The organism is Bacillus sp. RIT 809, assembly GCF_016892495.1.
Lineage (GTDB): Bacteria > Bacillota > Bacilli > Bacillales > Bacillaceae_G > Bacillus_A > Bacillus_A cereus_U.
Genome location: NZ_JAFEMR010000007.1, coordinates 101,238 through 118,842 on the forward strand (window position 1 = coordinate 101,238; position 17,605 = coordinate 118,842).

Genomic DNA, 17,605 nt, shown 5'->3' on the forward strand with positions numbered 1-17,605 from the left:
TCCGATTGATGTACACTAATAAGCAGAAGGAAGAGAACTCTCCACTGATTAAAGTTTATATTTATTGATTCTTTGTAGCTGAATTATCTGCTAATGTAGCTGTTTTCGTCATTTTTTGACCGTTGCGATAGAATGTAACTTCCACTTTCTCGCCTACTTTTTTCTTTTCATATAAGTATTTACGGAACTGAAGTGAATTTTCTACTTTTTGATCATCTAATGCTACTACAAGATCATATTGCTCTAAGCCAGCTTTTTCTGCCGGTGACACAGGATAAATTTTAGCTAATACAACACCATTTGTTACTTCTTTTGGTACTTTTAATTGATTTACTGCATAAGCTTGCACATCTTCTAATGAAACAACACCTACACCAAGAGCTGGTCGTTTCACTACCCCGTCTTTTTCAAGCGATTCAATAACTGGTTTTGCAACATTAACTGGAATTGCAAAACCAATCCCCTCAACTTCTTGCTGTGCAATTTTACTTGAGTTAATTCCAATTAATTCACCGTTTTGGTTAAATAATGCACCGCCACTATTACCAGGGTTAATCGCTGCATCTGTTTGAATAACTTGTGCTTGCCAGTCTGGACGTTTGTCTCCATCAATATCTACTGGAATTTCACGTTCTTTACTACTGATAATACCTTCCGTTACACTGCCGTCAAATCCAAGTGGGTTACCAATTGCAATTGCTTTTTCACCAGCACGAAGTTTACTGGAATCACCTAACGTTGCAACTTTATTAACAGTAGATCCATCAATCTCTACAACTGCTAAGTCTAACCAAGGGTCCTTACCAACTAATTTTGCATCAACTTGCTTTCCGTCGCTCAGTTTAACAGCAAGTTTATTTGCACCGTCTACTACGTGGTTATTTGTTACAATATATGCTTTATTTCCTGATTTTTTATAAATAACACCTGATCCTGTACCAGCTGTTTGCTCTTGTTCTGCCGGTTGCATCGCAAACGGATCAATAGTCTTCTGCATATTAATTACACCAACTACAACATCCTTTGCGCCTTCAATCATGCCTGGCAAATCAGTTTCGCCCTTCACTTTATTAACAACAGGAGCTACAGTACCTTCTACTTGTTGATTAGAATTGAATGACGAAATTGCTGCATTATTTTGCATCCACGGCATGTAAGGTGCTGCAAAACTAATCGAAACCGCCCCGACTACAGCTCCAACTAAACCTGTGAAAAAATATCCTTTTTTACTACCTGATTTTTTCATTTCTCTCGTTTCACTATGCTCTTCATTTAAATTCGGTCCGTCGTAATATCCCATGTTTTATTTCCCCTCTCTGGTGAATTCGTACTTTCAGTATAGTCACAGTTTGTGTCCTTCTTGTGAACTCATCGTGAAATCCAATTAAAAAAATACTCCTATCTATCATTGTAGACAAGAAAAGTATTTTTTGTACATTTCACCTACAAAGGAGAGTGTAAATTTGCTATATCCCAAAGCCGGGATGCATAGTAACTTAAAGGTTATTCTTCAAATTTGTAACCTACTCGAATAACAGTGCCGATATGCTTCGCCTTATCTCCTAGCTTATTTCGCAGTTTTTTAATATGTGTATCAACCGTTCGGTCATCACCGTAGTAATCATATCCCCATAACTGATCTAATAAATGTTGGCGTGACAACACAATTCCTTTGTTCTCCATTAAATAAACGAGAAGCTCAAACTCCTTATGTGTCAATATAATTTCTTCTCCATCTACTAAAACTGTTCTAGATAGTCGATTCACTTCTATTCCAGCTAATGACATAGTATTTTCTTCTGATACTCCTATCGCTCCATCCGCACGTTTCAATAACGTCTTTGCACGAGCTACTAACACTTTTGGACTAAAAGGTTTTGTTACATACTCATCTGCACCTAGTTCAAAGCCTAGTAATGTATCATCCTCATCAGAACGTGCTGTCAGCATAATAATTGGTACCGCTGACTCTTTTCTAATTCGTCTACAAACAGACCAACCATCTATTTCTGGTAACATAATATCTAACATAATTAAATCAATTGTATGTTCAGCAAATAATTCTAGCGCTTTTTTTCCATCTTCCGCTTCGATTACTTCAAAGCCTTCATTACGAAAATAATCACTAACAATTTCACGTAATCTTCTTTCATCTTCAACAAGTAATACTGTTTTATTCATATAACCTATCCCGCCTTTTTACTCATTCAATCGAATAATACGTTGATTGGAGCTTCCGCGAAATGGAAGTGTTAAATCTTTTTTATCAAGTTCAAATCTTCCATCGACCAAAACATCCCCATAATGTAACAATTCTATCATATCATTATTTTGAGCACTCTGTATCTCTTCTAACGTGTAACCTGTATAAATCCATAGATTTTTTTTCAGATCCTTCACTACTTTTGCTACTTTTTTCACTTCAGCAGCTTGAAAAAATGGATCTCCACCTGAAAATGTTACATCGGTTAATGAATTTTTTTCAATCTCTTTCACAATTTCTTCTACCGTCATTTCAGTTCCATTGCAAACATTCCATGATTTCGGATTATGGCAACCGATACAATGATGCGGACAGCCCGCAAAAAACACGACTGTCCGCAACCCTTCTCCATCTACTACACTATCATGAATGATATTCATAACTTTCATTTATGCTTCACCCGATCCATCTCTTCACTACGTTTCGCGCTATTCCACTTTGACATATCTCCTACAAGATATCCTGTTATCCGGCGAATTCTTTCTATTTCATTCTCATCTTCATTTCCGCAGCTCGGACATTCATTCCCGATAATGCCATGATAACTACAACACTTACAACGATCGACAGGATGGTTAATTGAGCCGTATCCTACTCCGTACTGCGCCATCGCTTGTACAATTTGCTTTAACGCCTTTTGATTATGCACAGCTGCACCATCTAGTTCAATGTACGTAATATGTCCGCCATTACAAAGAGCGTGAAACGGTCCTTCTAATCGAATTTTATCTATAGCTTGAATATTGTAATACACCGGTACATGGAACGAATTTGTATAATAATTATGATTTGTCACACCGCTAATTACACCAAATTCTTCTCTATCTTTCTTCACAAACTTTCCTGATAACCCTTCTGCTGGCGTTGCAATTACAGAGAAATTGAGTTGATGTTCTTCCGTCACCTTATCCATTCTCTTCCTCATAAAGGAAATAATTTCATATCCAAGCTTCCATGATTCTTCATTTTCTCCATGGTGCTTTCCAGTTAACGCTACTAAACATTCTGCAAGACCGATAAAACCAAGACTTAACGTCCCTTGTTTTAAAATCGGTGCCACAGCATCTTCAGGTTGCAACGTTTCTCCACCACGCCATACACCTTGTGAATATAAGAACTGAAAATCTCTCGCTCTCTTTGTACATTGATAAGCAAATCTCTCTAACAATTGCTTAACACCTAAATCTAAGTAATAACTTAGCGCTTCAAAAAACGCTTCTTTTGAACCACTAATTAGCGCTAATTTCACTAAATTAATAGAAGTAAACGATAAATTCCCTCTCCCAATTGCTGTTTCTTCCCCATGTATATTAGACATAACACGAGTACGACACCCCATATAACATACTTCACTTTCAGGTCGACCATCATAATGCACAGCATTAAACGGAGCATCTAAAAACGAAAAGTTAGGGAATAATCGCTCAACTGTCGTTTCTAACGCTAATTCAAATAAATCATAGTTCGGATCACACTCTTCAAAGTTCACGCCTTTTTTCATTTTGAAAATTTGAATAGGAAAAATCGGTGTTTCCCCTTTACCAAGTCCAGCTTGCGTCGCTTTTAAAAGTTGCTTAATTAAAAGCCGTCCCTCTTTCGATGTGTCTGTTCCGTAGTTAATAGAAATAAACGGTACTTGTCCCCCGCCCCTACTATGCATACTATTTGAATTATGAACGAAAGCCTCACACGCCTGATACGTATCATTTTCTGTTTCTTTCCATGCAAATTCCTCTATTTGTTCTTTCGTAAGCGGATATGACTGTAGTCGTTTTTTATGTCTCTCTACTGTTTTTCTCACATATGGAGCTAAATCAATATCAAAGAGTGCAAACGATTGACCACCGTGCTGCATATTTTGATTCGCCTGAAAAATAATTGAAGAAAGCGCCAATGCACTTTTAATGTCTTGCGGTTGTCTCATATGTCCATGTCCAGTATGAAAACCGTTAGCAAGCATTTGCGCTAACGGAATTTGCGAACAAGTCGTCGTTCCTGTTGCATAAAAATCTAAATCATGTGGATATAATATATTTTGATCTATCGCTTTTTTCACTTGATCTGATAATAATTTTTCTACTGCATAATACTTTGCGCTCTCAGATGCGAACGTTCCCATTACTCCCATTGGAGATCGGCCATCTACATTTGCATTTTCCTGCATTAAATCTTGTTCATTACCGTGAATAATTGTCTCAAATACTTTCATTAATTCTTCTCCACGTACATTTTGTTTCAACATTCATAACCCTCCACCAACATGTTGTTGTCTTTTGATTAAAATCATACAACATATAGTTCTTCTGTTCCTGTGAAAAATGTAACATTCCTGTGAAAGTTTTTTTAAAAATTAATGACTTTTTCATTTGTAAAAAAGAAATGTGCTCTTTACAAATGTATGGTACAATATATGGGAAAAACTCTTTTTACCCTTTATCAACACATTTGTATAAAGGAGACTGAACTCATGATTATTACATATCTTTTATTTATCGTTGCCTACTTGCTCGGCTCGATTCCATTTGCATTAGTCGTTGGAAAAATCGGTTATGGAATCGACATTCGTGAGCATGGAAGCGGTAATCTAGGCGGAACTAATACATTCCGTACATTAGGGAAAAAAGCAGGTTTTATCGTAACAATTGCTGACATTTTAAAAGGTACATTAGCAACAAGTCTACCGATTATTTTCGGGTCAGATATTCACCCACTATGGTTTGGATTAGCCGCTGTTCTTGGACATGTCTATCCGATCTTCGCAAAATTCCGCGGGGGGAAAGCAGTTGCAACTTCTGCTGGGGTATTATTATGCTATTCACCAGTTGTTTTTGCAATATTAGCTGTTGTCTTTTTCAGCCTTTTATTTACAACAAGATACGTATCACTTTCTTCAATGGTAACAGCTGTCATTGCTGTTATTGCATCCATTGTTAGCGGGGATAAAATCTTCATTATTGCGATGTGTTTATTAGCAGGTATGGTTATTTATAAACACCGTGCAAATATCGGACGAATTATAAATAAAACTGAACCAAAAGCAAACTTTTCAAAAAAGCAAAAATAAGATCGTAACCCACATAACGCAAAAAGAAAACGTGAAGCATATTAATAGCGTCTTTTTGCGTTATTTTTTATACTAAAGAAAAAGCAACATAATTTGGAGGAACTATACATGAATCTTTCCGTAACAAAAGAAGCAGCACAATGGTATAAAAACGAATTACACTTACAATCAGGTGAAACAATACGCTTTTTCGTACAATACGGTGGTTGCAGTACTGTGCAAAAAGGACTTTCTTTAGGTATTCGTAAAGATGATCCTGCGCATCCTGCTGTTCAAATGCAAGAAGAAGGTATTAACTTCTTTATTGAAGGCGATGATGAGTGGTTCTTCGATGGACATAATTTATTAGTGACACTTAACGACGGTGATGATTTCCCTCAATTTAATTATGAAAAATAAAAAAACGTGGCTTCTGCCACGTTTTTTTTTATTTTTTTTTAATTTCCTCATATTTCGCATACCACTCAGGATATAATTTTTTAAATGATACAGGGCGGAACCCTTCTTTTTTCGCACAAATATTCGTTGTACTTGCAGTAATACAAAGCTCGCCATCACCGTTATAAATTTCATAACCATATACAACACGCAGCGGGCTCAAAGTATCAATCCACGTTTTCACAATTGCTTTTTCACCGTAACGCATCGCTTTACGATATGAAATTTGCAAGTCTAATACAGGAGAGATAATTCCCTCTTTCTCCATTTCAACATACGAAAATCCTAATTCTTGTATAAGTTTCGTGCGCCCAAGTTCCAGCCACACTAAATAGTTTGAATGGTAAACAACACCCATCTGGTCTGTTTCCGCATAGCGGATTTCAACTTCATGTTCTGCTACAAACATTTCTATTCGCCTTCTTTCACTTCTGCTACCTTGCATACATTTAATCATAATACAGTGGAATCAAAAATAAAATAAAAACAGTGAATCTTTTACCGAAAGGGGCAAACACATGATTCAAATTGTAACTGTTCGTAGCGGTGATAGTGTTTATAGTTTAGCATCAAAATATGGATCTACACCTGAAGAAATTGTAAAAGACAATGGACTAAACCCAGCCGAAACACTCGTTGTTGGTCAGGCACTTATCGTTAATACAAAAGGCAATAACTATTATGTACAGCCTGGTGACAGCCTTTATCGAATTTCTCAAACATATAGCGTGCCTCTCGCCAGTTTAGCTAAAGTTAATAACCTTTCATTAAAATCTATTCTTCATGTCGGACAACAATTATATATACCGAAAGGAACAAAACGAGCAGTAGAATCCATCGCTTATTTACAACCTTCAACAATACCGATAAAAGAAAGTTTAGTAAATGCTACACGTGCTATTAATCCATTTTTAACATATTTAGCCTACTTCAGCTTCGAAGCAAAACGAGACGGCACTTTAAAAGAACCAACCGAAACAGCTAAAATCGCTAATATTGCAACGCAAGGTAAAACCATCCCTATGCTCGTTATTACAAATATTGAAAATGGAAATTTCAGTACCGAACTGGCATCTGTTTTTTTACGCGACGCAACGATTCAAAACAAATTTATTACGAACATTTTGCAAACAGCTGAAAAATACGGCATGCGAGATATTCATTTTGATTTCGAGAATGTAGCACCTGAAGATCGCGAAGCATATAATCGTTTTTTACGAAATGTAAAAACGCGCTTACCTAGCGGGTACACATTAAGTACAACGCTTGTACCGAAAACAAGTTCCAATCAAAAAGGGAAATTTTTTGAAGCTCATGATTATAAAGCACAAGGACAAATTGTTGATTTCGTCGTCATTATGACATACGACTGGGGTTGGCAAGGCGGACCACCGATGGCGATTTCTCCTATTGGTCCTGTGAAAGAGGTACTTCAATATGCAAAATCTCAAATGCCACCACAAAAAATTATGATGGGTCAAAATTTATACGGTTTCGATTGGAAACTGCCGTTCAAACAAGGAAATCCACCAGCAAAAGCAATTAGCTCTGTTGCAGCTGTTGCACTAGCTCGTAAATACAATGTTCCTATCCGCTATGATTTCACGGCTCAAGCTCCTCATTTCAATTACTTTGACGAAAACGGCGTACAACATGAAGTTTGGTTTGAAGATTCACGGTCCGTTCAAAGTAAATTTAATTTAATGAAAGAACAAGGAATAGGCGGCATCAGCTATTGGAAGATTGGTCTACCATTCCCACAAAATTGGCGTTTACTCGTCGAAAACTTTACAATCACGAAAAAAGGCTGACGAAAGTCAGCTTTTTAAATATTTTTATAATATTATCCAAACACACAAAAAGGAGAATGATGACATTCTCCTTTTTTTAACCGTTATCAACAATTGGTTGTTTGCCAGTTTGGTCTTGCATTTGCTTTCCTTTGTTGCCACCAGCTTTTTTCGATTGTGTTCCAATTTGATTTGGTGCAAAGTCTTTTGAATTCTTTTTCGGATTACCCATTACTATCGCCTCCTTAACACTAGTATCGTACTAGTGTTAAGAATTATTCAGCCTGCTTAAAAAGTTTCATTTCATAACGTTTTTCAATTCGTTTTTCAATTCGATCCATTGCATCACGATCGCTTAATAATTGTTGTTTATTTTCATTTACAAGTTCTTCAAACGATCTACGGCGACTTCTTCTCATGTTGCTCACCCTTTCTTCTACGCTTTCTTATTACATAGTATGAGCAAATGAAAAACTCTTTAATCAGATTTGTAAGAAAATTTTATGTTTTGATAAAAAATCCCATGCGCATATATTGCACATGGGATTTTTTACACCATCGTATTTAAATATTTTTTAATTTCTTCATCCGCATTTACTTTATTTGCTCTATATTCATCCAGCGCTCGTAATACAGAATCGTATTCTGCTACAATGTAGCTCTCTAGCTTCAAAATGTCCTCTACACTGTCAATCATAATTCTCGTGTTGCCAATCTCACTTTTCAATGCTGCCTCGTGTGTTAAGCTCGTACAAATTTCTCTTACATCGTCTTCCATTTTTTCTGTTAACACATATTTCTTTCGCCCTTTGACCTTTAACCTTATAATTGGATAAAAGGCTTTTATATCTAAATAACTCCCAACATTCATACAACGAATCCACTCAATATCACGTTTATTTCGTACAAGCATTTCTTTTACTGCTTCAAATACCGCTGTTTCATCAAGTACTTCCTTATTCGCTTTTCTTTTTCCTTCTTCTTCAACCGCTGCACATTTTTGATAAACAGCCGCACACGTAATACAGTCGTCAAATGCATTATGAGAACTTAATCGAATTCCAAGCATTCGTTTTAACGTTTCAAGTTTATGATTAGGCGCATGCTTCATATATTTTTTCGCTAAAAACACAGTATCAATAACGTTATTTTTAGGCTCAGGTAGTCCAAGCATATTTACATTACTTTTTAAAAAACGCATATCAAAAGATGCATTATGAGCGACAATAACATTTGTATGTAAAAATGCTAAAAATAAAGGTAATACTTCTTCAATCGTCGGTGCATCTGAAACACGATAATTTGTAATACCTGTTAAACTCGTTATTCGGTCCGGAATTGAACGCTCTGGATTCACATAGGAAACAAATTGATCTACTAGTTCATGATTATGATATTTCACTGCTGCGACTTGAATAATTTTATCATTATAAGGGTTAAATCCTGTTGTTTCAAAATCAATTACAACATAATCTAACGGTAAGGATATATTCCCCACTCCAAACACTCCTTTACCTCTAAACGTTTATATTTCTTTTATCATAACATGCTGCTATCACTACGTGAAAAAGAAAAGGCAGAAATGGTAACTTTCCACCTCTACCTTTTCACCGTTATTTTAATTTAGCAATCCGTTTCTCCATCTCTTTTTGCGTCATCGGTCCAATGAACTTATCTTGAATGACACCTTCTGTATCAATAAAATAAGAAGTTGGAATGGTAATTACTTTATACGCTGTTGTCACATCAATGTTCTTGTCCAATAAAATAGGAAAAGTAATTCCTTTTTCTTTAGCGAAGTTCCGTACCTTTTCTTCTCCCCCTCCTTTTTCTGAAGGAGTATAGTTTATAGCTAAAATTTCTACGTTTTCTTTATGTTCTTTATAAAAGGCCTCCATATCAGGCATTTCTTGCTGACAAGGCCCACACCACGTTGCCCAAAAGTTTAAAATAACTTTCTTTCCTTTTAAATTGGATAACTTTACATTCGTTCCATCTATCTTTGCTAATTCAAAATCTGGTGCGCTCTTTCCAATTTCAATACCGTTCCTTGCGAAAATCTCTTTCATAGCAGCTTCACTTTTGGCAGGCTTTTCTTGCATTACTTGATCCTCTTTACCAAACTGTTCATAAGCTGCATATCCCGCTAAACAAAGTAACACTACAATAATGGTAAGCTTCCGCCACATATTATATCACCCTTACGTGTTTATCTTCTTATTACATAATCACCAAAATACTATATACCTTATTTTAGCTTATACGGACAAGCTTGGAAATATTCACAGTCGAAATAGTTAGAATATTTATAGTCCAGATGAAATATTTCCCTTTTTATCATATAATTAGAAATAAATACAAAACTTGCGAGGTGATATGTATTTTACAATTACTTATCAACCCTTTCACTTTTGTTTTTTTCACTTTACCATTACTATGTATTTTTTTTAGCACCTTACTATACAAATTCAAATGGGCTGCTATTATTATTTCTTTTACTGTTCCACTTATATTTTTCATTATCGTCTCGGGATTTGCACCTCGCTTTACAAAACTTAGACGCTTGGATTGTTTATAGTGCTGTTTATTCTGTACTTTCCTACATAACGCCAGCGCTAATACGAAGAAAACTGCACATGTAGAACTTTCAAAAAGGGGGATTTTTATGAATTTATTTGAAAAAATACTATTATATATTCTTAGTTTTATATTTTCCCCAATCGGGATTATCACTTGGATCATCTCGCTCTTCAGTAAAGATCCTGAAAAAAAGCAAGTTGGGCGTATTTGTCTCTTTATCGCTTTAATCTCATTTATCCTTTTAGCCGGTCTCGGTATTCTTAGTTTCTTCACGATGACTACCACTACTATACAATAGTTATAGAAAGGATGATTATTTTGGGAGAACATCCTATAAGTAAAGAACTTCGCTATATACGAATTTGTTTAGTTATTTTAGTAATCGTTCTCTTATTTTTCAACGGTGAAAGAGTCGTTGAAATTTCTACAAATCATGATTCCATAGAAAATGTTTCCACCAGTAATATGACTCAGATTGCTGAAAATACATTTGCTATTCAAGAATATAATCCATCACTAAGTAGCGAACGTACGGTCAAGATTTTCAAATATAATCCGGATACAAATCAACTTACTCTAGTCAAAGAGTTTAGTACTAACAATCCTGAGTCTTATACGTATCAACTTAATAAGAGTGAATAAAGATAAGAGCGCTATGTAGCTCTTATCTTTTTATTAGTATCTCTTTAAACAATGACTTACAATTTAATAGTTCTCTAGGATCCCCACATTCCACCATAATTCCATTCTTCATGACAACAACCCGATCTGCTATCATCGCCCTCTCGACATCATGTGTCGTCACAATTCTCGTTACATTCCCCTCTAGCCCTTTAAGCATATTCCAAACCATTTCTTGATTGCCCGGATCTAATCCCGCAGTCGGCTCATCTAAAACAATGAGATTCGGATTTGATACAATCGCTCGCAATAATGCAAGACGCTTTCTCTCTCCTCCCGAAAACTCTTCACCGCTTTTATGTAGTACAGTCTGAATACCTTCAGATAAACTCCTAATAATCGACTTCGCATTTACAAGTTCCATATTTTTTTCTAACTGTTTTTCTAAGCCCCCTTCCCCGAAATATATATTCTCTTTTACTGTCGTTCGAAAAAAACGTGGTTCCTGCCATATAGTAGTCATACGAGCTTTATTACCGTAATAAGTAATCTTGCCACTAGATGGTTTATATAACCCTGTTAATAACTTTAAAAGCGTCGTTTTTCCTGCACCACTTTCCCCCACAATAATAACGAGTTCGCCAGGATTAATTTGCAAATGTATATTTTTAATTCTACATCTCTCTTCACCGTTCTCTTGAAATGAAACGTTTGTTAATTTCATTCCCATCGCTCTTTCTACATTTCTGTATTCAGCCGGTATATCTAAAAAGCCAAAAACTCGATTTGCCGAAGCAATAGCAACTTGTGTCATCATCAATAAATCACTCGCATAACGAACGGGGAAAAATAACATCTCAATTGTAGCTAATACCGCCACAAGCGAACCGACTTCCATATCCCCTTTTATTATTTTTTTTGCTCCTATAATAAGAACAACTATATATGTTCCTGTTTCTATTACCGTTCCAACTATCCCAATACAATGTTGTATCATCGTCTTCCTTACTTCTGTTTTATAAGATTGTGCCGTCACTCCTTTAAACAAATGAATTGCCCATTTTTCTTTTTGTAAACTACGTAAATCTTGTATACCTTTTACAAACTGTGACATCATCTCTACAACACTTGATTGATTTTTTTGAGCAATACTTGCAATATTTCTTACTTTTCCCCCCATAAGCATTGGAACAATTGCACTTAAAAATAAAAACGGGGTTATCCACCATATGAACTGTACATCGATATGTTGTAAAGCTATGAACGCACCAATAAATTGTGCAATGGCGTGGATGTATTCTATTAATATAGATCCATATAACCTTACCCAATTCGGAATATCAGAAACGACTAATGTTTCTAACTCCCCTTGTTTTACCCTCTCACTTTCTTCAAATGGTAATAAGAAAAAATGACGTAATACATCTATACGCTTCTCTCGTAATATTCGCTGACTTACTTTTGAGCTTACATAATCAAATAACAGATTGTTCACCCACATCAAAAAGCGGCTCCCCGCAAACAAAGCAATATATACATACGTACCTTTTAACTCCCGCTGAATAATGTTATCTACAATTAGCCCCATAAATAGCGGACGGGATAAATTTAAAATGGCAGCTACTATTCCGCTACAAATCGCACTAATTAGCAATAGCTTTTCTTGCAACAACGGCAACATTATTCTTCTATACTCATTCATTGTGATTCCCCCAATTTTGCATAATAAAAGGAAAGGGATGAAACCAAATGGTTTCATCCCTTTCCCTCTGTACATAAAGTAAGGAAGCTAACAAATGTTAGCTTCCTTATCATTCATTTCAATTATTTAGTTTGACACTTTAGACTCTTCGATTTTCGAACGAAGAACCATTTGCAAGATACCACCGTGACGGTAGTAGTCAATTTCAACTTCACTATCGAAACGAGCTACTACTTCAAATTGCTTCTCTTTTCCTTCTGAATCGATTGCAACTACTTTTACAAGATCGCGTGGTCTAACTGTTTTGTCAATTTGAATTTCAAATGACTCGTCACCAACAAGACCTAACGTTTCAGCGCTTTCGCCATCTTTAAATTGTAATGGTAATACGCCCATTAACACTAAGTTACTGCGGTGAATACGCTCGAAGCTTTCTGCGATTACTGCTTTAATACCTAATAAGTTTGTACCTTTCGCAGCCCAGTCACGAGAACTTCCCATACCGTAGTCTTTACCAGCAACAACTAGAAGGCCTGTGCCATCTTCTTTATACTTCATAGCAGCATCATAGATAGATGTTACTTCACCAGTTGGCCAATATGTTGTATATCCGCCTTCTGTTCCTGGTGCGATTTGGTTTTTAATACGGATATTTGCGAATGTACCACGCATCATAACTTCATGGTTACCACGACGAGAACCGTAAGAGTTAAAGTCAACTGGTTGTACGCCGTTTTCTAGTAAATAACGTCCTGCTGGCGTGTGCTTACCAATTGAACCTGCTGGTGAAATATGGTCTGTCGTTACAGAATCACCAAATTTACCAACGATGCGTAAACCTGATAATGTTTCAACTTCACCTGGCTCTTTAGATAATCCTTCGAAGAACGGTGGGTTTTGAATGTATGTTGAATCATTATCCCAAGTATATAAAGCTTCATTTGAAGTTTGGATTTCATTCCAGCGCTCATTGCTGTTAAACACTTGTGCATATTCTTTTTTGAACAATTCAGATGTAACAACACTTTGAACTACATCTTCAATTTCTTTAGCTGATGGCCAAATATCATTGAAGTAAACAGCATTACCATTTACATCTTTACCGATTTCATCATTTTTCAGATCAATATCAACAGTACCTGCAAGTGCATATGCCACAACAAGTGGTGGTGATGCTAAGTAGTTTGCTTTTACAAGTGGGTGAATACGACCTTCAAAGTTACGGTTACCAGATAAAACAGATGTTACTAATAAATCATTTGCTGCGATTGCTTCTTCTAATTCCTCTGCTAATGGACCAGAGTTACCGATACAAGTCGTACAGCCGTAACCAACTGTTTGGAAACCTAATTGATCTAAATACGTTGTTAAACCAGACTTATCTAAGTACTCTGTAACAACTTTAGATCCTGGTGCTAATGATGTTTTTACGTAACCAGGTACTTTAAGTCCTTTTTCAATTGCTTTCTTCGCAACTAATCCCGCTCCAATTAATACGTATGGATTTGACGTATTTGTACAGCTTGTAATCGCAGCGATTGCAATTCCGCCTGTTTTCATCGTTACTTCTTGATCTTTTAATGTAACTTTCACTTCTTTATCAAACTCTTGCTCATTGAATCCAAGTCCTTGTGTTCCAACTGGTGCTACAACAGCTTTATGGAACTCTTCTTTCATATTTGAAAGCGGAATTAAATCTTGCGGACGTTTCGGTCCAGAAAGGTTAGATTCGATTGCATTTAAATCAATTTCAACAAGATCAGTATAGATTGGATCTTTACTGTCTGCTGTATAGAATAAACCGTTTGCTTTACAATATTCTTCAACAACGCGAATTTGCTCTTCATCTCTACCTGTTAAACGTAAGTATTCTAATGAAATGTCGTCGATTGGGAAGAATCCACAAGTTGCACCGTATTCTGGTGCCATATTTGAAATTGTTGCACGGTCAGCTAAAGGCATGCTCTTTAGTCCACTACCGAAGAACTCAACAAATTTACCAACTACACCTTTTTGACGTAACACTTGTGTTACTTTTAATGCAACATCAGTTGCTGTTGTACCACTTGGAAGTGTACCAGTTAATTTCACACCGATTACTTCAGGTACTGGGAAATATGAAGGCTGTCCAAGCATTCCTGCTTCTGCTTCAATACCACCAACGCCCCATCCAAGAACACCGATACCATTAATCATTGTTGTATGTGAGTCTGTTCCAACTAATGAATCTGGGTATGCAACTAAGTCACCTTCAGCATTTTTCACCGCATGAACAACCGGTGCTAAATATTCAAGGTTTACTTGGTGTACAATACCTGTTGCTGGTGGAACTGCACGGTAGTTATCAAATGATTTCTGTGCCCAGCTTAAAAATTTATAACGTTCTTCATTACGTTTAAACTCTAAGTCCATGTTGAATGCAAGCGAGTCTGCTGTACCCGCTCTATCAACCTGTACAGAGTGGTCAATTACAAGGTCTACAGTAATTTCTGGATTAATTTTATCAGGATCCCCGCCCATATCTGCCATTGCTTTACGAAGCGAAGCCAAATCTACAACAGCTGGAACACCTGTGAAGTCTTGTAAGATTACACGAGATGGTTTAAACGGAACATCGATATCTTGAACATCTTTCGTTCCCCATTTCGCTAAATTTGTAACATGTTCTTCTGTAATTACGCGTCCGTCTACTTGACGAAGCACAGATTCAAGTAAAACTTTAACGGAATATGGTAATTGAGATACGTTGCCAACCCCTGCGTTTTCAAGCGCTTTCAATTGATAATAATGATACGTCTTTCCATCTAGTTCAAAAGTTGCACGTGATTGAAATGGATTATGTTTGAACATTATGTTTCCCCCCTGTTAAACGTGACTAAGTTGTCTGAATATAAAATGTAGACAAACTTTTCAATACCTTACGATAATATCTTATTACAACTTTCTAAATAAGTAAATAATAAGAAACTTATGGATTATCATAAGTTTTCTTTATCTTTCTAAATTTGAATAGTGTCCATGCTCTTTATTAATACTATTACTATAAAGTAAAGCACTCTTTCAGCGTTTTACTTTACGTTCATATATGCTATGAACGACTCATGGTTCGTCTATAAAAAACATTATAGAGGTGAGAAAAATGGGTAAACGAAAAGCCAATCACATTATTTCAGGAATGAATGCTGCATCCGCACAAGGACAAGGAACTGGTTATAACGAAGAGTTCGCAAACGAACCTTTAACACCAGCGCAGCGACAAAATAATAAGAAACGAAAAAAGAATCAGTAACGAAAAATCCCAAAAGGTACACCTTTTGGGATTTTTTTTAATGTTTATAACGTAACAACTCCGAAACTGTTACAAATCGATACCCCTGCTTTTTCAGCTCAGGTAAAATTTTTGCTAATGCCTCCACTGTTTGACTACGATCACTTCCTCCATCGTGCAACAGTACAATATCTCCACTTTTAGCATTTTTCACAACATGATTTACAATGGATTCTGTACCTGGATTCGCCCAATCACGAGGGTCTTGATGCCATGACCATAGAACAATTTGATACCCAGCTTTTTTTGCCGTAGTAAATACAGCATCATTAATATATCCACCTGGTGGACGAAACAATAAAGGTTCTTTCGCCCATTTTTCAAAATATTTCTTTCCATTTAAAATATCATTTTCTAATTTTTCATCTGACGAATTGCTCGCATACAAATGATTCATCGTATGATTTCCAACTTCATGTCCTTCTTTCAACACTTGCTTTACTAAATATGGATTACGCTGAACTCGAAATCCAATCATAAAAAAAGTCGCTTCTGCCTTATATTGATGTAATAAATCTAGAATTTGCGGCGTGTATGTTGGATCTGGTCCATCATCAAACGTAATTGCAATAACCTTTTCATTATTTGGCACTTCCCACGTTACATAGCCAGTTGGCTCTAGTTCTTTTCTGAGCAACATTTTCGCTTCCACTTTTTCCACTTGAAATATATGTACTGCGCATAGTAAAGAAAAAACTAATAGAAAAACCTTCTGTTTCAACATAGCGTTCGTTAAAGTAATAAGGTTGTCGAATACACAACAACCTCATTTACTTTTCTAATTGATCTACATTTCGCATAATATTTTGGAGATTATTTTCGTATTGCTCAAGTTGTGGACGTTGTGTTTCCGAAGCTACTTCTAGCGCATTTTGAATCTGTTCATATGCTTCCTGGACCTCTTGGCGTAACTCTTTTAAATCATGACCGTAGTTTGGATCATTTTTTACAATGTTGTGAAATGTATTTTCTGCTTGTGTAACTCCTTGCTGTGCAGCTTGAAAAGCTTGTTGTTTATCTTTATGATATGGCATTATACAATCCCCTTCCTATAATAGTTAGTCCCATTTATCTTTACCTTTTTTTCTAAAAACATTCTCGTATAAATTCGCAAACTTCTCTCATTCTAATAGGAAGAGGAGGTGTTATATACAATGGGCAAAAACAATCGTGAATCTAAAGAAAAAAAAGGCCAACCTGAACCATTAAGCGGATCTCATAAAGTAAAAAACCGTAACCATTCTCGTCAAAAAAATCATGCGCATCATGATATGTAAAACAAAATATTCACACTAGCTACCTTTGCCACATACAATGTTTATATTTTTTCATTTATTCTTCACCTCTAGTTCATTCATGCATAACATAGTATGAATTGAGATTTTACGGAGGGTGTCTTACATGGGCAAGAAAAAGAAGGATTGTCTTTTTCATGTTGATGGTTTCGAAGAATGGATGGATCAATTTTGTTCTGATTCTTGTAGTAACTTTAGTTTTCCAAATCAAATTCATATTGACCTTTGTGAAACAGAACAAGAATACATTTTGGAAACAGATGTACCAAATGCAACTGCACAAAATGTACTCATTAAAAAGATGGAGACAGGCCTAAACATTTGCATACTTCATAAAAACACTTCTTTACAGCGGATCATTCCTTTACCTGCTAATATCATTTACAAGAAGATGCTAGCCTGCTTAGAGAATGGATATTTAGCCATTCATATTTCCAAAAACGAAGTTGCCAATAAGCATGAAGAAAAAGTCTTTTTTCGAATTAACGATTGATATAAATACAAATATAAGCCCGAGCAACCTT

At 36.0% G+C, this 17,605-nt stretch carries 21 protein-coding genes; 8 read left to right on the forward strand and 13 right to left on the reverse strand.

Annotated features, from left to right (window positions below; genetic code table 11):
* Positions 1-61 precede the first annotated feature (61 nt).
* From JTF23_RS10005 to JTF23_RS10020, 4 genes are all read right to left on the reverse strand, one after another.
* A complete protein-coding gene (locus JTF23_RS10005; RefSeq protein WP_002160932.1) occupies positions 62-1,300 on the reverse strand; it encodes a S1C family serine protease in 1,239 nt (412 codons plus the stop codon).
* A 203-nt stretch (positions 1,301-1,503) separates the two neighbouring features.
* A complete protein-coding gene (locus JTF23_RS10010; RefSeq protein ID WP_002111124.1) occupies positions 1,504-2,181 on the reverse strand; it encodes a response regulator transcription factor in 678 nt (225 codons plus the stop codon).
* Positions 2,182-2,199: 18 nt separating this feature from the next.
* Positions 2,200-2,652: an anaerobic ribonucleoside-triphosphate reductase activating protein gene (gene nrdG, locus JTF23_RS10015; RefSeq protein WP_204208661.1), complete on the reverse strand. Its 453-nt coding sequence runs from the start codon at positions 2,650-2,652 to the stop codon at positions 2,200-2,202.
* Positions 2,649-4,505, reverse strand: coding sequence for an anaerobic ribonucleoside triphosphate reductase (locus JTF23_RS10020; RefSeq protein ID WP_002160930.1), 1,857 nt, complete (start codon positions 4,503-4,505; stop codon positions 2,649-2,651). Before JTF23_RS10020 ends, nrdG begins: the two co-directional genes overlap by 4 nt.
* A 225-nt stretch (positions 4,506-4,730) precedes the next feature.
* Here JTF23_RS10020 and plsY point away from each other — a divergent pair, with 225 nt between their 5' ends.
* Both plsY and JTF23_RS10030 read left to right on the forward strand, forming a co-directional pair.
* The gene (gene plsY, locus JTF23_RS10025; RefSeq protein ID WP_002160929.1) at positions 4,731-5,327 is read left to right on the forward strand and encodes a glycerol-3-phosphate 1-O-acyltransferase PlsY; all 597 of its coding nucleotides are present in this window, start codon (positions 4,731-4,733) and stop codon (positions 5,325-5,327) included.
* A 108-nt stretch (positions 5,328-5,435) separates the two neighbouring features.
* Positions 5,436-5,726 (forward strand): HesB/YadR/YfhF family protein, encoded by a 291-nt coding sequence (locus JTF23_RS10030; RefSeq protein WP_002146331.1) that lies wholly within the window; start codon positions 5,436-5,438, stop codon positions 5,724-5,726.
* 28 nt (positions 5,727-5,754) lie between these two features.
* Here the strand turns inward: JTF23_RS10030 and JTF23_RS10035 are convergent, their stop codons facing one another.
* Complete coding sequence (locus JTF23_RS10035; protein WP_002160928.1) at positions 5,755-6,174, reverse strand: acyl-CoA thioesterase; 420 nt, start codon at positions 6,172-6,174, stop codon at positions 5,755-5,757.
* A 109-nt stretch (positions 6,175-6,283) separates the two neighbouring features.
* Between JTF23_RS10035 and JTF23_RS10040 the strand changes: the two genes are divergently transcribed.
* Positions 6,284-7,576: a glycoside hydrolase family 18 protein gene (locus JTF23_RS10040; RefSeq protein ID WP_002111131.1), complete on the forward strand. Its 1,293-nt coding sequence runs from the start codon at positions 6,284-6,286 to the stop codon at positions 7,574-7,576.
* Between the two features lie 76 nt (positions 7,577-7,652).
* Here JTF23_RS10040 and sspN read toward each other — a convergent pair whose 3' ends face one another.
* From sspN to JTF23_RS10060, 4 genes are all read right to left on the reverse strand, one after another.
* Positions 7,653-7,787, reverse strand: a complete 135-nt coding sequence (gene sspN, locus JTF23_RS10045; RefSeq protein WP_000527988.1) for an acid-soluble spore protein SspN — start codon at positions 7,785-7,787, stop codon at positions 7,653-7,655.
* Positions 7,788-7,830: 43 nt separating this feature from the next.
* Positions 7,831-7,974, reverse strand: coding sequence for an FbpB family small basic protein (locus JTF23_RS10050; protein WP_002014298.1), 144 nt, complete (start codon positions 7,972-7,974; stop codon positions 7,831-7,833).
* 131 nt (positions 7,975-8,105) lie between these two features.
* On the reverse strand, positions 8,106-9,053 hold the full coding sequence (locus JTF23_RS10055) for a 3'-5' exonuclease (protein WP_002167838.1): 948 nt from the start codon (positions 9,051-9,053) through the stop codon (positions 8,106-8,108).
* A 115-nt stretch (positions 9,054-9,168) separates the two neighbouring features.
* Positions 9,169-9,744 carry a TlpA family protein disulfide reductase gene (locus tag JTF23_RS10060; RefSeq protein ID WP_002128499.1) on the reverse strand — a complete coding sequence of 192 codons (576 nt, stop codon included), beginning with the start codon at positions 9,742-9,744 and terminating at the stop codon, positions 9,169-9,171.
* Positions 9,745-10,220: 476 nt separating this feature from the next.
* Between JTF23_RS10060 and JTF23_RS10065 the strand changes: the two genes are divergently transcribed.
* Complete coding sequence (locus tag JTF23_RS10065) at positions 10,221-10,433, forward strand: hypothetical protein (RefSeq protein WP_002033553.1); 213 nt, start codon at positions 10,221-10,223, stop codon at positions 10,431-10,433.
* A gap of 11 nt (positions 10,434-10,444) precedes the next feature.
* Entirely contained in the window at positions 10,445-10,777 is a 333-nt protein-coding gene (locus tag JTF23_RS10070; protein ID WP_002066639.1) for a YmzC family protein, read from the forward strand.
* Positions 10,778-10,799: 22 nt separating this feature from the next.
* Here the strand turns inward: JTF23_RS10070 and JTF23_RS10075 are convergent, their stop codons facing one another.
* Together JTF23_RS10075 and acnA are read right to left on the reverse strand one after the other, a co-directional pair.
* Positions 10,800-12,515, reverse strand: a complete 1,716-nt coding sequence (locus JTF23_RS10075; protein WP_204208662.1) for an ABC transporter ATP-binding protein — start codon at positions 12,513-12,515, stop codon at positions 10,800-10,802.
* Between the two features lie 69 nt (positions 12,516-12,584).
* Positions 12,585-15,308, reverse strand: coding sequence for an aconitate hydratase AcnA (gene acnA, locus JTF23_RS10080; protein ID WP_204208663.1), 2,724 nt, complete (start codon positions 15,306-15,308; stop codon positions 12,585-12,587).
* A 289-nt stretch (positions 15,309-15,597) separates the two neighbouring features.
* Here acnA and sspO point away from each other — a divergent pair, with 289 nt between their 5' ends.
* Entirely contained in the window at positions 15,598-15,747 is a 150-nt protein-coding gene (sspO, locus tag JTF23_RS10085) for a small acid-soluble spore protein O (protein ID WP_016105827.1), read from the forward strand.
* Positions 15,748-15,784: 37 nt separating this feature from the next.
* On the opposite strand, the gene pdaB is transcribed toward sspO, so the two are convergent.
* Positions 15,785-16,510 (reverse strand): polysaccharide deacetylase family sporulation protein PdaB, encoded by a 726-nt coding sequence (gene pdaB / locus JTF23_RS10090; protein WP_078174172.1) that lies wholly within the window; start codon positions 16,508-16,510, stop codon positions 15,785-15,787.
* Between the two features lie 46 nt (positions 16,511-16,556).
* Entirely contained in the window at positions 16,557-16,820 is a 264-nt protein-coding gene (locus JTF23_RS10095) for a hypothetical protein (protein WP_204208664.1), read from the reverse strand.
* Positions 16,821-16,940: 120 nt separating this feature from the next.
* On the opposite strand from JTF23_RS10095, the gene JTF23_RS10100 reads away from it, so the two are divergent.
* Together JTF23_RS10100 and JTF23_RS10105 are read left to right on the forward strand one after the other, a co-directional pair.
* Complete coding sequence (locus JTF23_RS10100) at positions 16,941-17,063, forward strand: small acid-soluble spore protein P (RefSeq protein ID WP_000517651.1); 123 nt, start codon at positions 16,941-16,943, stop codon at positions 17,061-17,063.
* Between the two features lie 124 nt (positions 17,064-17,187).
* Positions 17,188-17,574, forward strand: coding sequence for an Hsp20/alpha crystallin family protein (locus tag JTF23_RS10105; RefSeq protein WP_016105830.1), 387 nt, complete (start codon positions 17,188-17,190; stop codon positions 17,572-17,574).
* Positions 17,575-17,605: the final 31 nt, after the last annotated feature.

Excerpts from the sequence above, each read along its gene's own strand:
- JTF23_RS10005 (WP_002160932.1), bottom strand. The coding sequence starts at position 1,300 with ATGGGATATTACGACGGACCGAATTTAAATGAAGAGCATAGTGAAACG.
- JTF23_RS10010 (WP_002111124.1), bottom strand. The coding sequence starts at position 2,181 with ATGAATAAAACAGTATTACTTGTTGAAGATGAAAGAAGATTACGTGAA.
- nrdG (WP_204208661.1), bottom strand. The coding sequence starts at position 2,652 with ATGAAAGTTATGAATATCATTCATGATAGTGTAGTAGATGGAGAAGGG.
- JTF23_RS10020 (WP_002160930.1), bottom strand. The coding sequence starts at position 4,505 with ATGTTGAAACAAAATGTACGTGGAGAAGAATTAATGAAAGTATTTGAG.
- plsY (WP_002160929.1), top strand. The coding sequence starts at position 4,731 with ATGATTATTACATATCTTTTATTTATCGTTGCCTACTTGCTCGGCTCG.
- JTF23_RS10030 (WP_002146331.1), top strand. The coding sequence starts at position 5,436 with ATGAATCTTTCCGTAACAAAAGAAGCAGCACAATGGTATAAAAACGAA.
- JTF23_RS10035 (WP_002160928.1), bottom strand. The coding sequence starts at position 6,174 with ATGTTTGTAGCAGAACATGAAGTTGAAATCCGCTATGCGGAAACAGAC.
- JTF23_RS10040 (WP_002111131.1), top strand. The coding sequence starts at position 6,284 with ATGATTCAAATTGTAACTGTTCGTAGCGGTGATAGTGTTTATAGTTTA.
- sspN (WP_000527988.1), bottom strand. The coding sequence starts at position 7,787 with ATGGGTAATCCGAAAAAGAATTCAAAAGACTTTGCACCAAATCAAATT.
- JTF23_RS10050 (WP_002014298.1), bottom strand. The coding sequence starts at position 7,974 with ATGAGAAGAAGTCGCCGTAGATCGTTTGAAGAACTTGTAAATGAAAAT.
- JTF23_RS10060 (WP_002128499.1), bottom strand. The coding sequence starts at position 9,744 with ATGTGGCGGAAGCTTACCATTATTGTAGTGTTACTTTGTTTAGCGGGA.
- JTF23_RS10065 (WP_002033553.1), top strand. The coding sequence starts at position 10,221 with ATGAATTTATTTGAAAAAATACTATTATATATTCTTAGTTTTATATTT.
- JTF23_RS10070 (WP_002066639.1), top strand. The coding sequence starts at position 10,445 with ATGATTATTTTGGGAGAACATCCTATAAGTAAAGAACTTCGCTATATA.
- JTF23_RS10075 (WP_204208662.1), bottom strand. The coding sequence starts at position 12,515 with ATGAAACCATTTGGTTTCATCCCTTTCCTTTTATTATGCAAAATTGGG.
- acnA (WP_204208663.1), bottom strand. The coding sequence starts at position 15,308 with ATGTTCAAACATAATCCATTTCAATCACGTGCAACTTTTGAACTAGAT.
- sspO (WP_016105827.1), top strand. The coding sequence starts at position 15,598 with ATGGGTAAACGAAAAGCCAATCACATTATTTCAGGAATGAATGCTGCA.
- pdaB (WP_078174172.1), bottom strand. The coding sequence starts at position 16,510 with ATGTTGAAACAGAAGGTTTTTCTATTAGTTTTTTCTTTACTATGCGCA.
- JTF23_RS10095 (WP_204208664.1), bottom strand. The coding sequence starts at position 16,820 with ATGCCATATCATAAAGATAAACAACAAGCTTTTCAAGCTGCACAGCAA.
- JTF23_RS10100 (WP_000517651.1), top strand. The coding sequence starts at position 16,941 with ATGGGCAAAAACAATCGTGAATCTAAAGAAAAAAAAGGCCAACCTGAA.
- JTF23_RS10105 (WP_016105830.1), top strand. The coding sequence starts at position 17,188 with ATGGGCAAGAAAAAGAAGGATTGTCTTTTTCATGTTGATGGTTTCGAA.